This window comes from Fibrobacter sp. UWB10 (assembly GCF_900182935.1).
GTDB lineage: Bacteria > Fibrobacterota > Fibrobacteria > Fibrobacterales > Fibrobacteraceae > Fibrobacter > Fibrobacter succinogenes_O.
Genome location: NZ_FXUE01000009.1, coordinates 1 through 13,025 on the forward strand (window position 1 = coordinate 1; position 13,025 = coordinate 13,025).

Sequence of the window (13,025 nt, forward strand, 5' to 3'; positions counted from 1 at the left end):
AAGGCCACCCTCGACAAGGACGAAGGCTGCATCCAGTTCATCAACGCCGTGAACAGCCACATCGACCAGAAGAAGGTGCACCTGAAACTTCGCAAGGGAAAAGGGAAGAATACGACCGAGTCTCCCGAGACGACCGTGGTAGATTTCCCCACCGAAACGAAGGAAGAGGAAAATGCCGCATAGCTGTAAACGACATAACTTGAATAACATTGCTCCTGCCTGATAAAAAATCAGGCAGGAGTTTTTTGTTTTACAGGGCGTGGCCGAGTAGGCCGTGCCCTGTGTTGCGAGGGGGAGCGGGGGGAACCCCCGCAGCGTTAGGGATAGTGACCCCTTGGGGACAAGACCCGCGCAGCGGGGCTTGGTTCTGGGAGGTGAGCGGCAAGCGTAAGCGAAGCCGATTGCCCCCAGAATATAGCCCGACCCACACGACAGTGTGGGGAACGCCCAAATAAAGAAGACGTATTACCTGGACATCACCAACTACGGCTGGTTGCCTGAACCGCTGAAGAACGCGATGCTCTGGATCCGCACTAGTGCCCCGACTGACCCTGCGAAGTTCGAAGCCTACAAGGCCTTCGCCCAGTCGATTACGCTGTTGCCCGATAGCTTCGTGCCGAAGGCGGCGGGTGCCTCCCAGATGCAGCATATCCAGCTGTTCTGCTTCTGCATCGCCGTGGTCCACCTGAGTATCGCTCACGTGTGGAACGTCTGCGTGCGCATCAAGCGCAAGGACTCCACGTTCATGGCGCAGGTGGGCTGGCTTATCGGCTGCTGGGTGATGTTCTTCCTTGCGTGCCAGATGGTGCTCGGTATCGACATGCCGAAGTTCGTCATCCCGATGTTCATCGTGGAAGCGGTGCTTCTGGTGCTCTTTACCGTTCCGCCGAAGCGCCTCAAACAGGACTTCATCAGCATCCCGATGCTCGTGCTCGACGTGGTGAACAGCTTTACCGACGTGATCAGTTACATCCGTCTGTTTGCTGTGGGCATGTCTGGTGCGGCCATTGCCGAGGCGTTCAACGACATGCTTTCGCCGCTGTTCGGCTCCGCTGTCGGTATCGCTGGTGCAGCCTTCCTGCTGCTCTTCGTGCATGGCCTGAACATCGCGCTTGCGGTCATGGGCGTCGCGGTCCACGCGGTACGTCTGAATACACTTGAATTTTCAAATGGACTTGGCCAGGAATGGAGCGGATTCGCGTTCGCGCCCTTCGCCAAGCAGAAAAATTAAACCAAGGGATAATTCCCGCTACTTAATGAGGAAAAAACAATGGAACCGAATACAATGGTTACTCTCGCTAAAATGGGTGCTGCTGCCGCTCTCGGCATTGCGGCAATGGGCTCCGCCCTTGGTTGCGGAACGGCTGGTATGTCCGCCATCACCATGTGGAAGAAGGCTTATGCCCAGGGCAAGTCGGCCCTTTTCACCTTGCTGGTGTTTGTGGGTGCCCCGATTTCCCAGACGATTTACGGCATGCTTTTGATGAACTTCATCCTGAGCAAGGCTGCTGAATCCGGCTTTACCAACTGGGGCGGCTGCCTCGGCGCCGGTATCTTCGGCGGTCTCGGCATGATGGCTTCTGCCTGGTACCAGGGCAAGTCCGCGGCCGTGGCTTGCGATGCTCTCGGCGAAACCGGCAAGGGCATGGTGAACTACCTGATGGTGCTCGGTATTGTGGAAACCGTGGCTCTGTTCGTTCTCGTGTTCTCCATGATGGTGCTCTAATCCAGCGAGGTAACACGTATGGATCAAGCTCAACTTTTAACGCTCGCGAAACTCGGTGCGGTGGCGGCCCTGGGCCTTGCCGCGGTGGGTTCTGCGCTGGGCTGCGGGACTGCCGGCATGGCGGCCATCGGGGCCTGGAAGAAGGCGTATCTCAAGGGTAAGAACGCGCTGTTTACGCTGCTCATCTTCGTGGGCGCGCCGATTGCGCAGACAATCTACGGCATGTTGCTGATGATGTACATCCTGAACAAGTCTCAGGCGGCTCCGGCCAACTGGGCTGCATACCTGGGTGTGGGCATCTTCGGTGGCATCGGCATGATGGCCTCTGCCTGGTACGTGGGCAAGTCCGCTGCGGACGCCTGCAACGCCCTCGGCGAAACCGGCAAGGGCCTGGTGAACTACCTGATGGTCCTGGGCGTCGGCGAAACCGTCGCACTGTTCGTCATGGTGTTCTCCATGATGCTCGTGTCTTAAGAGACCGCTCGGCTCTATCGCATTAACAAGAATGTGATAGAGCCTCGCTCTCACAACCACGCCTCGTAAATACGAGGCGTTTGTTGTTCACGGAGATTGCTTAGTTTTATCTCTAGAAATGAAAACGGCACCTCGCTTTGAGCGGGGTGCCTGTTTTAAATTTGCTTTTTTGATTAATGCACGCCGTTGCCGTCGGCCACGTCGCAGGTCACGGGCTTGCCGTTCACTTCGAGAGCGAGGGCGTCGCAGAACACGGCGCCACCCTTTACGGAGAGCGCAATCTTCTCGAAGTCCTTCACCTTGAGTTCGCGAGGTTCGCTGGGAGCGACGCCCTTGAACAGGGCGCGGTCACCGGGCTTGGCGTCTTCAGGTACGGAGACGAGGCGGCAGGTGTGTGCTTCGGCGTCGAGGTCGCCAGCAAAGAGCATGCCCTGGCTCATGATACCGCGGAGAGCGCTCGGCTTCAGGTTTGCGAACAAGAGAATCTTGCGGTCCTGGAGTTCTTCAGCCTTGTAGCTGCTCTTAAGGCCGCTGCAGATGGTGCGGAGTTCGCCTTCGCCAGCGTCCACCTTGAGCACGTAGAGGCTCGTGGCATCCGGATGGTCGGCCACTTCCTTAATCTGGGCGACGCGCATGTCCATAGCGGCGGGCACGTCGGCGGCCATCAGCGGCTTGTTCTGCTTGGGCTTCTGCTGCGGTTCCTGCTTCTTGACTTCTTCTTCGATACGCGGGAAGAGCGGCTTGCCTTCGCCGAATGCTTCGCCACCCTTGAGGATTCCCCAAGCGAGGTCGTCGGCACTCTGGAACTTGGAACCGATCATGGCGAGGCCTTCTTCTGCCTTGGCGGGGATTACCGGCCACAGCAAGCAGAGCGAGAGACGCACGGCTTCTGCAGATACGTAAAGAACCGTTGCGAGCTCGTCTTTGAGGGCGGGGTCCTTCGCGAGCTTCCACGGGGCCTTGACTTCAAGGTAGCGGTTGATGCTACGCACGAGCTGCATGATAGTTTCGATAGATTGGGAGAGGCGTGCCTGCGGCAGGCCTTCCTTGATTTCGGCAATCACCTTGTTAGCAAGATTGATGACTTCATTTTCGGCGTCGCCGATGGTGGTTGCTGCGGGGAGCTTGCCTTCGAAGTTCGTGATGACCAGGCGGTGCACGCGGTTCAGTACGTTACCGAGGTCGTTGGCGAGGTCGCTGTTGATGCGGCGCACGAAAGCTTCGTGAGTGAAGTTGGCGTCCTGACCGACGACCATTTCGCGGGCGAGGAAGTAGCGGAATGCATCGATGCCGTACTTTTCCATGTAGTCCATCGGGTTCACCACGTTGCCAGCGGACTTACTCATCTTTTCGCCGCCGTTCACGAGCCACCAGCCGTGGGCCAAGATGTGCTGCGGAAGCGGAATGTCGAGAGCCATGAGCATGGTCGGCCAGTACACGCTGTGGGTGGTCAAAATATCCTTACCGATCAGGTGGTAGGTAGCGGGCCAAATCGGCGTGCCGTCGGCGTAAGTCTTGTGGAAGGCGGTGGAGGCGCTCACGTAGTTGAGCAAAGCGTCGAACCAAACGTAGGTCACGTAATCGGTGTCGAACGGCAGCGGAATTCCCCAGCTAAGGCGGGCCTTCGGGCGGCTGATGCAGAGGTCGTTCAGCGGCTGGCGCAGGAATCCGCGGATTTCGTTCCAGCGGTAGTCCGGCACAATCCAGTCCTTGTGGCTTTCCAAGAAGTCAATGAGCTTCTGCTGGTAAGAACCCATCTTGAAGAAGTAGTTCTTTTCCTTGAGCCATTCCACCGGGCGGTGGCTGATGGGGTCGCACTTGTTTTCATCGAGTTCGTCTTCGCTAAAGAAGCGTTCTTCGCCAACAGAGTACCAGCCTTCGTATTCCTTCGAGTAAATTTCACCCTTGTCCCAGAGCTTCTGCAGGCATTCCTGCACAAAAGCCTTGTGTTCGGGCATGGTGGTGCGGATAAAGAAGTCGTTACCGATACCCATCTTCTTCCACAGGTCTTCGAAACGGTGGTAGTATTCGTCCACGTGTTCCTGCGGAGTCACGCCACGCTTGTCGGCGGCGCGCTGCACCTTCTGACCATGTTCGTCGGTACCGGTCAAGAAGAAGGTCTGGTAGCCCAGAATCTTGTGGAAACGGGTGAGAATGTCGGCCAAGACCGTGGTGTAGGAATGCCCAATATGCGGGGCGTCATTCACGTAATAAATCGGGGTAGTAACGTAAAAATTTTTCATGGCTCCAAAGATAGAAATTTTTTGTTATATTTGCCACCGAATTTGCCTGGATAGTTCAGTTGGATAGAACGGGTCCCTCCTAAGGATCAGACTCGCGTTCGAATCGCGATCCGGGTATTTCGCTGGTAGCTTCGGCTGCCAGCCTTTTTTTTTGTTATTTTTCGCATGTGAAGAAACTCTATATAGCCTTTATTGTCTTTTTTACGGTCTTGTTATTGCTGCCGTTTACAGTGCAGACGGTGGCGGATTTGCGCGGTGAAAAGCGTTTTGTTAGCTTAGATATTTTCAAAGATGTCGTTTATACGCCGTTTAAGCGCGAATCTAAGATGGCTGAATCGGCTGCCAAGTTGAATGATGCTTGGTTTGCAGCGCGTGAATCGATTGCCGGTGGGGCCGAGGTGGGCGAGTCGCTGGAAGGCGTGGTCAGTGCTCTTTCGGACTTGGAAGCGGTTGCGCTTTCGATGAATAGCTATGCCGAACTGGATACGGCAGAGGCGGACTACAAGTTGCTGAAGTTGGCTGATACTTTGGTGGCTGCTCTTGAAGATGAACCGGAAACATTTAAAACGGTGGATTCCACGCTGAAGGCGGTGGTGGCTGAATTTGGGCATTTCTCCGTTTGGCGTGCTCTTTGTGGCATTAAGCATTACGGCGTATGGACGAGCCGCTATCTGCGTGCGTTTGAAAACAAGGTCGAAGACGAAAATGCGCTTGTGCTCAAGTTTAGACCGCAGTACCAGCTTGCTGTTTGGAAACTCTTTAATGAACCTGGTGAAAAGGTTGTATTGGGCTCCGACTGTGATCCAGAGAAAAATAATTGTGCTAAGCGTCCGGGCCGTTGGCTTTTCTACCGCCAAGATGTAGAATTCTTGGTGCAGCCGTCGCCGCTGGATGTGCGCAGTGCAAAGCTTGACAATCCGGTGCAGGCTATTCTCAAATTCCGTGACCAGCTCAAGGCTAAGGGCGTGGAACTCTTGGTGGTGGTGGTGCCTGGCAAACCGAGCATTTATCCGGAACGCTTGTCTAGGCTTCCGCTTGATTCTGGCAAGGTAAACTCGCATGGCAAGATGATTCTTGATTCGCTGGCCGCGCTCGGGTTGAATACGGTTGATTTGTACACGCCGCTCATGGCTGCGAAAAAATATGATGAACGATTTGGCCCGCTGTATTTGGATGACGATACGCACTGGACGCCGCGTGGGGCTGAACTTGCGGCCGCGGTAATCGCGGGGTCGGTACTGCAATTGAGTGCGGCAGGTGTGATTGATTTGGGCTCCGAGGCGCTGCGCTATGTGCCGGTCGATAGCTCGGCAGACCGCATGGGCGATATTGGAGAAATGAGTGGCCTCAATAAGTTTGATGTGTTCAAGGTACAGCAGGTGACTGGGCACGTGGTGTACCAGCAGGCGATGGACGAACGCATTTTGGCTTCTAGACTTTTGCATGTGCACGATTCCGTGGCACTTGAAATTGATACGGCTAAGACGCCGTTCAAGGATGACTTCCGCAAGTCGAAAATTTTGATTCTGGGCGATAGCTTCAGCCGTATTTACCAGACCGATGCGCCTGTGAATGCGGGCTGGATTGCCCATTTTGCAAGGAATATCAGCCGACCGGTATCCTCGATTGTGAGCGATGGCGGTGCTTCTACTTTGGTGCGTGAAAAGCTTGCCCGTAAGGCGGGCGTGCTCAAAGGCAAGAAACTCCTGATTTGGGAATTTGTAGAACGTGACCTGCGCTTTGGCGCCGAAGGCTGGAAAACGATTGAATTTTAGGAATTGACTATGGCAAGGCATGGAACACCCACTCCGGGGCAGGCGATTTTAGAAGGCATTGAATGGCTCAAGATGGATAAGGCGGAATTTGCCCGCCGTATCGGGGTCCCGATGGAAACTCTCGAGGGCTTGATTGCGGGAACGGTTGAAATTACCCGCGAACTTGCCGAAGCGCTTGAATCTGTGACGGGTAGCCCCGCTGCCTACTGGCGCATGCTCGCCAGCAAAGCCAAGAGGAATGTGTAATGAATATTACCGACGCCGTTTCTTGTATGTGCGACCTCGCGAAGGGCGAGGCGGAACAGTTTGATGTAATTGCCTCGAATTCCCATTCCGAGGGCTTGTCTGTTTTTCAGGGCCAGGTGCAGAATACCGAAATTTCGGATTCCGTAGGGCTTGGCATTCGCGTGATTAAGGATGGCCGTCCGGGCTATGCGCACACGGAACGCTTGACTAAGGAAGCGATTGCGCAGACCATCAAGGATGCCATTTGTCATACACAGTGGACCGAGAAGGTGGACTTTGAATTGCCCGCTCCGGCAAAGATTCCGGAAGGCTATCCCAACTACAATCCGGCGCTGGAATCGCTCACGCTTGCTGAACTTAAGGATTTTTGCATCGAACTTGAAAAAGAAACGTTTGCACGATCTGCTGACATCAAGAATATTCCGTATTTGGGTGCCGACCTGAATCGTGACTTTTCGATTGTCGCAAACCACAAGGGCCTTTTCTACACCGATAAGGGCAACTCCGTGTCGGTGGGCGCAGGCGCTGTCGCTGTACGCGATGGTATCAGCAAGCTCGGCAACTTTGTCAAAAGTGAGCGCGATTGGAGTAAATTCACCGTTGCTGAAATCGCTGACAGGGCTGCAAACTACGCAACTGAACTTTTCGGCGCCAAGAAAATCGAAGGCGGCAAGATTCCTGTCATATTCTCGGAACGTATTTCGGGCCGATTCATGAGCATGTACGCCTCACCGTTCATCGCTGAATCCATGCAGAAGGGTACTTCGCGCTTGGCTGGTAAAGAAGGCCAGAAAATTGCCTCCGAAAAGCTTTCTCTCTGGAGTGACCCGCTTGGCGAAAACTTCTGCCACAAGATGTACTTTGATTCCGAAGGCTGTTTGACTCGCCGCGTCGATGTCATCAAGGACGGCGTCTTTAACGAAGCTCTCTATAATCTGGAAACGGCTGCGAAAGCAGGACGAGCCTCAACGGGTAACGGTGCCCGCGATTTTGGCTCCAAGATGTCTACCGCGTTCTGGAACATGTTCGTTCCGGCAGGGGAGTACTCGTCTGCGGATCTTCTGAAGCTTTTCCCCAAGTGCCTCTTGGTGGTACGCCTTGAAGGCGGTTCCGGCTGTAGCTCCGTGAGTGGCGAACTCAGTATCGGTGCCCACGGTTTCTGGTGCGAAAATGGTGTGATTCAGCACCCTGTGGATGGCGTGACCTTGTCGGGCAACTATTTCGACATTATCCAGAATGTGGTCGGAATCGGCAACGAATATTACAATCCGTTTGTCGGAATCAAGGTCCCGGCACTTGCCATTAGCGAACTTGCGGTAAGCTGTTAATATAGGGGGCGGTGACCGCCGATGGCGGTTTGGGGTGCCTTCGTCGGCAATTTACCCCCTTTTTTTGGCGAGATACTACACAAACACATCGGAATTTTGTATCTTTGAGCCCAAGTTCGCACCACCCTTACCGGTGGGTAGCAATTTCAACAATAAACAAAAGGATCCAATAATGGCTCTCAAACTCGGTATCAATGGTTTCGGTCGTATCGGCCGTATGGTCTTCCGCGCTGCTGTGGAAAACTTCTCCAAGGACATTACTGTTGTCGGTATCAACGACCTTCTCGACGCTGACTACCTCGCTTACATGCTGAAGTATGACTCCGTCCACGGCGCTTTCAACCACGACATCAAGGTGGAAGGCAACTTCCTCATCGTCGATGGCAACAAGATTCAGATCTTCGCCGAAAAGGATCCGTCCGCTATCACTTGGGGTGCCCTCGATGTTGACGTCGTTGTGGAATCCACTGGCTTCTTCCTGACCGAAGAACTCGCTTCTGCTCACCTCAAGGCTGGTGCCAAGAAGGTCATCATGTCTGCTCCGTCTAAGGACGCTACTCCGATGTTCGTGTACGGCGTGAACGACAAGACCTACGCTGGCCAGAAGATCATCTCCAACGCTTCCTGCACCACCAACTGCCTTGCCCCGATCTCCAAGGTTCTCGATGAAAAGTTCGGCATCGTCCGTGGCCTCATGACCACCGTTCACGCTGCAACTGCTACTCAGAAGACCGTTGACGGCCCGTCCAAGAAGGACTGGCGCGGTGGCCGTGGCATTCTCGAAAACATCATCCCGTCTTCTACGGGTGCTGCTAAGGCCGTGGGTAAGGTTCTCCCGCAGCTCAACGGCAAGCTCACCGGTATGTCTATGCGCGTGCCGACTTCTGACGTGTCCGTTGTTGACCTGACTGTCGAACTCAAGAAGGCTTGCACTTACGAAGAAATCTGCGCTGCCATGAAGGAAGCTTCTGAAGGCGAACTCAAGGGCATCCTCGGTTACACCGACGAAGCCGTTGTTTCTACCGACTTCCGCAACTGCCCGAAGACCTCCATCTTCGACGCCAAGGCTGGCATCCAGCTCGACCCGACCTTCGTTAAGGTTGTGTCCTGGTACGATAACGAATGGGGCTACAGCAACAAGGTTTGCGAAATGGCCCGCGTGATCGCCAAGTAAGATTTCTGATTAGCGTTCGTGGTGTGGGCGCAACTAAGATTCCCGCACCTCCGCTAGAAACCTTTCAAAGACCCCTGTCGGTAACCCCGGCGGGGTTCTTTTTTTATTGAAATCATGTTTTGGATAAACTATATTTTGAAGTATGAAAAATAAATTCCTGGCTCTTTTGATTTCGTCGGCATTCTTGTTTGCGGCGTGCGGCGACGATTCCTCTTCCTCTACGTCTGCGGACCCTTCTGATGAATCCTCTTCTTCTGTGGAAGAAAGCGATGATTCTTCTTCTTCTGAAAAGGGCGATGCAAAGTCTTCTTCGTCCAAGAAGGGCGGCAAGTCTTCATCTTCCGAAAAGTCTTCAGACAAGTCCTCGTCTTCGACTAAAGATGATTCAAAGTCCTCGTCTAGTGAAGTACCGGAATCCTCGTCTTCTGAAGTATCGTCTTCCTCTATAGTAATTCCTGAGGGAACTCGCGCAGCAAAACTCGCTGATTTAGAGAAGAACGTGGAACTCAAGCTGTTCGACCAGACGGTTTACCTGTCGACCGGCAGCAAGAAGGGCGTTGTCGCGCTCCGCATTCCGGACGAATTGTGGGCGGTTACTTATACGGATTTTGCCAATGGCGTGGTGAGTTTTGAAAAGGACAATACCGGCTTGCAGTATAGCGAAACCGATGCCGCCAAGAAGATTGTAGAAAAGGTGAATGCAGGTTTCAAAATTTCGTTCGTGGTCGATAAAGACAGTACAGTCTTGTACTCTGTGGATGGCTCGGATTATAGCGAAGCGGTAAAGGCCAGCGTCACTATTCCGAAGGGCAAGGTTTCCAAGGCTGATTCGATTAAGAATAAAATCTACGAATGCGCCGATGGAGATTCTACGAAGATCTTTAGGTTCTTTGATGGTTCTTATATCTATGAGACCTCGGTTAATGACAAAGTGGTGAAATGGCATGCTGGTCGCTATGATGTCCAGCGCAGTACGCTGTTGATGCGCCCGTTACACTATGTGGGGTCTTCGCGTACGATGTTCACTTATTCTGTGGGCACCGACAATACGATTACAGCGTACAATGGCGAAAGCGTGAACTGCACGGTTGCTGAAATCGAGTACGAATACGAGAAGGCCGAAGATTTTGTCGGCGAATGGGTCGCAACTAAGGATGGTTTAAATTGGACGTTTACTTTAAAGGCTGACGGGACCTCCAAGCTGGAAGCATTCGAAGGTACTAAGCTAGTCGAACTCAAGTCGGGCATTTGGGAAATTTACGGCTACTACATGGTGATAAACAATAATATGTTCCTGACTTCGGACCGTACGACTAGCATGTATGGGCAATTGCAGACCGGACCGGTTGACCGTGAAACGGGCAAGATTAGCGGATTCTCGTTCATCCATAATGATCCGGATACGCCGCACATTCCGACCTCGTTCGATGCGCCGGAATACGACGACTAAGAATACGACAAGTGATTTTGGGTGAATCCCTGGAAATAAAATGAAGGCCCGCATTGCGGGCCTTTTTCATTTGAGATCCTTCGACTTCGCTCAGGATGACATGTTGATTACAGCTTCATATCGGAAAGGCGCGTGTTTTCCACCTGGTCAAATTGTACTTTCGCTGCGCTCAAGTACCAAATGCTAGGCTCGGTCATATCCATGCAAGCATGGCTGCGACTCTCGCCTTACGCATTTGTCGTCCTGAATTTATAACTTCATATCACTTAATCTTGTTTTATCTACTTGTTCAAATTCTTCGATGATTTCTTTGCTGGGGGCTTTGGTCAGGAGGCTTACGACAACGATGGTGGCGAAGCTAAGCACAAAGCCGGGCACGAGTTCGTAAATCTGGAAGATTTCGGCGGAGAATCCGGAGAGGTAGAACTTCCATACGAAGGTGGTGATGCCGCCCACGAGCATGCCCGCGATGGCGCCCGGAAGCGTGGTGCGCTTCCAGAACAGGGCAAGGAGCATAATCGGGCCGAAGGTGGCGCCAAATCCGCCCCAGGCAAAGCTCACGAGGCTCATCACCACATCCAGGAAGCTCTTGCCCTGTGCAGCGCCGTTGGCGCTGGGCGCCCCCTGCATGGCGACGATGACCGCGATAACCGTAATGAGCACCACGACGCCGCGGCTTACCCACATGACTTCCTTGTTGCTCGCATTCTTGCGGAACAGGTGCTTGTAGAGGTCGTTACTGAAGGCCGAAGCCGAAACCAGCAGCTGGGAGTCGGCGGTGCTCATGATAGCGGCGAGAATGGCGGCCATGAGGATGGCGGCGACAGCCGGGTGGCAGAGCGTCTGGCAGAGAACCATGAAGATGCGTTCCGGGTCGGCGACGGTAATGCCGTTCGCTTCCACGTAGTAGCGGCCAAGAATGGCAATCATGATGGCGGCACCGAGGCAGATGGTGACCCAGGTCATGGCGACGCGGCGGGAGAACTTGATGTCTTCGGCGTTCTTGATGCTCATGAAGCGCACCAGAATGTGCGGCATGCCAAAATAGCCGAGGCCCCACGCGAGGCTAGAAATCAAGGCGATAAGCCCGATGGACTTGCCGGTGGTGGCGTTGGTGAACAGGCTCAACAGGTAGGGGTTCTGTGCGTTCACGGCATCCATGGTCGCAGCAAAACCGCCCGAGCCGGTCATGATAATCGAGGGAATCGCGATGACGGCGATGAGCATCATGGTCGCCTGGATAAAGTCAGTCCAGCATACGGCAAAGAAACCGCCCATGAAGGTGTAGCTCACCACGACGACCGCACCGATGATAAGGCCGGTGGTGTAGTCCATGCCGAAGATGGTGCCGAAGAGTTTGGCGCTTGCGACAAAGCCCGAAACCGTGTAGAACAGGAAGAACGCGAGAATGAAGATGGAGGCGATAACGCGGATGATTCCCTTGTTGTCGCGGAAACGGTTCGCAAAGAAGTCGGGGAGCGTGATGGAGTCTCCGCAGAAATGGCTGTACTTGCGGAGCCTGCGGCCCACGATTTTCCAGTTGAAGTAGGTGCCGATCACGAGACCGATACCGATCCACGCTTCGGAAAAACCGCTCACGAAGATAGCGCCCGGGAGGCCCATCAAAAGCCAGCCGCTCATGTCGGAGGCCTGTGCGGACATGGCCACGACCCACTTGTTCATGCCGCGGTTGCCCAGGTAGTAGGCATTCAGGCTGTTCGCCTTCTTGGAGAAGTAAAAGCCGATGCCAAGCATCATCAACAGGTATAAAATGAAAACGGTTAAGACCATTTGTCGTCTCCTTTATGTATGCTTTTAAAGATAGAAAAAAAGGGGGGAGGGCTCCCCCTGCTTGCAGCCCCGTGCCGGGTCTTCCAGCACCCCCTCGAACGGGCGCTCAATCGCCGCGCCCGTAACGCCCCGGCTTCAAAAACGCTCCGGCTCAGCCTGCTCCGCACGCGGACAAATTACGGCCTTCGGCCTTTACTGTCCGCTTAGCGGCCAGTCATTCGCCGTCGCTTTCTTTAGGCGTCCATCATCAGACGCGGTTCGAGAGCTTCAACCTTGAAGTTCTTGCGGGTAGACTTTTTCTTGTTATTCTTAATGTTCTTCTTGGACATAATAACTCCCAACGGGCTGTTTGAAACAGCCCAATTTATTTGTTAAAAGGTTTGATTTAGATTAATCCAGCTTTACACAACGAATGGAGAAACCATCTGTTTTGTTTTTATTACCGGTATTTTCCGTATTAAAAGATTTTGTTGTATTACTTGTCGAGCCGGTTCTTGGGTAATAATCTCCTTCATAAAGCCATTCTGAAGGATAATACCATTCCGTAAATTCATTTATCTGTAAAAATGTCCCGCCATTTTTCGTTGCTCTGATTCCAGTTCCAATCAAACTGTATCCACTATAGTTATGCCCACCGAATGCCCTGGCGCGAACCCCTTCCACAAGGGGGGCAACATTCTCATCAGCATGAACCACGATGTAATAATCGTCGTATGTCAGCAGTCGCCAACCGTTCGGGCAAATTCCTTGATGATTAGGCTTAATCAAATCAGCACAGCTTTTTGTGTTACACTCACTAGGCAGCTGCATCGCTTCTG

Annotated in this window: 13 protein-coding genes and 1 tRNA gene; 10 read left to right on the forward strand and 4 right to left on the reverse strand. The window is 53.4% G+C overall.

Annotated features, from left to right (window positions below; all coding sequences use genetic code 11):
- From QOL41_RS14075 to QOL41_RS14090, 4 genes are all read left to right on the forward strand, one after another.
- Positions 1–183 (forward strand): hypothetical protein (locus QOL41_RS14075; protein ID WP_283430271.1); only part of this gene is annotated, 183 nt, incomplete at its 5' end.
- Between the two features lie 334 nt (positions 184–517).
- Complete coding sequence (locus tag QOL41_RS14080; protein ID WP_283430272.1) at positions 518–1,231, forward strand: V-type ATP synthase subunit I; 714 nt, start codon at positions 518–520, stop codon at positions 1,229–1,231.
- Between the two features lie 39 nt (positions 1,232–1,270).
- Positions 1,271–1,726 (forward strand): ATP synthase subunit C-like protein, encoded by a 456-nt coding sequence (locus tag QOL41_RS14085; RefSeq protein WP_083532182.1) that lies wholly within the window; start codon positions 1,271–1,273, stop codon positions 1,724–1,726.
- A gap of 18 nt (positions 1,727–1,744) precedes the next feature.
- Positions 1,745–2,200: an ATP synthase subunit C-like protein gene (locus QOL41_RS14090; RefSeq protein ID WP_072799628.1), complete on the forward strand. Its 456-nt coding sequence runs from the start codon at positions 1,745–1,747 to the stop codon at positions 2,198–2,200.
- A gap of 173 nt (positions 2,201–2,373) precedes the next feature.
- On the opposite strand, the gene metG is transcribed toward QOL41_RS14090, so the two are convergent.
- Positions 2,374–4,443, reverse strand: coding sequence for a methionine--tRNA ligase (gene metG / locus QOL41_RS14095; RefSeq protein ID WP_283430273.1), 2,070 nt, complete (start codon positions 4,441–4,443; stop codon positions 2,374–2,376).
- Between the two features lie 44 nt (positions 4,444–4,487).
- Here metG and QOL41_RS14100 point away from each other — a divergent pair.
- From QOL41_RS14100 to QOL41_RS14125, 6 genes are all read left to right on the forward strand, one after another.
- Positions 4,488–4,560 (forward strand) — tRNA-Arg (locus tag QOL41_RS14100).
- 50 nt (positions 4,561–4,610) lie between these two features.
- Positions 4,611–6,218, forward strand: coding sequence for an alginate O-acetyltransferase AlgX-related protein (locus QOL41_RS14105; RefSeq protein ID WP_283430274.1), 1,608 nt, complete (start codon positions 4,611–4,613; stop codon positions 6,216–6,218).
- 9 nt (positions 6,219–6,227) lie between these two features.
- On the forward strand, positions 6,228–6,464 hold the full coding sequence (locus tag QOL41_RS14110) for a helix-turn-helix transcriptional regulator (RefSeq protein WP_072799217.1): 237 nt from the start codon (positions 6,228–6,230) through the stop codon (positions 6,462–6,464).
- Positions 6,464–7,792, forward strand: a complete 1,329-nt coding sequence (locus tag QOL41_RS14115) for a TldD/PmbA family protein (RefSeq protein WP_283430275.1) — start codon at positions 6,464–6,466, stop codon at positions 7,790–7,792. The genes QOL41_RS14110 and QOL41_RS14115 overlap by 1 nt, the downstream gene beginning before the upstream one ends.
- A 172-nt stretch (positions 7,793–7,964) precedes the next feature.
- Entirely contained in the window at positions 7,965–8,966 is a 1,002-nt protein-coding gene (gene gap, locus QOL41_RS14120) for a type I glyceraldehyde-3-phosphate dehydrogenase (RefSeq protein ID WP_072978481.1), read from the forward strand.
- A gap of 142 nt (positions 8,967–9,108) precedes the next feature.
- Complete coding sequence (locus tag QOL41_RS14125; RefSeq protein ID WP_283430276.1) at positions 9,109–10,416, forward strand: hypothetical protein; 1,308 nt, start codon at positions 9,109–9,111, stop codon at positions 10,414–10,416.
- A 249-nt stretch (positions 10,417–10,665) separates the two neighbouring features.
- Here QOL41_RS14125 and putP read toward each other — a convergent pair whose 3' ends face one another.
- The 3 genes from putP to QOL41_RS14140 all read right to left on the reverse strand — a co-directional run.
- Positions 10,666–12,207: a sodium/proline symporter PutP gene (putP, locus tag QOL41_RS14130; RefSeq protein ID WP_283430277.1), complete on the reverse strand. Its 1,542-nt coding sequence runs from the start codon at positions 12,205–12,207 to the stop codon at positions 10,666–10,668.
- A 233-nt stretch (positions 12,208–12,440) separates the two neighbouring features.
- A complete protein-coding gene (locus QOL41_RS14135) occupies positions 12,441–12,536 on the reverse strand; it encodes an LEPR-XLL domain-containing protein (protein WP_283430278.1) in 96 nt (31 codons plus the stop codon).
- Between the two features lie 61 nt (positions 12,537–12,597).
- The coding region (locus tag QOL41_RS14140; protein WP_283430279.1) for a fibrobacter succinogenes major paralogous domain-containing protein at positions 12,598–13,025 on the reverse strand (428 nt) is incomplete at its 5' end.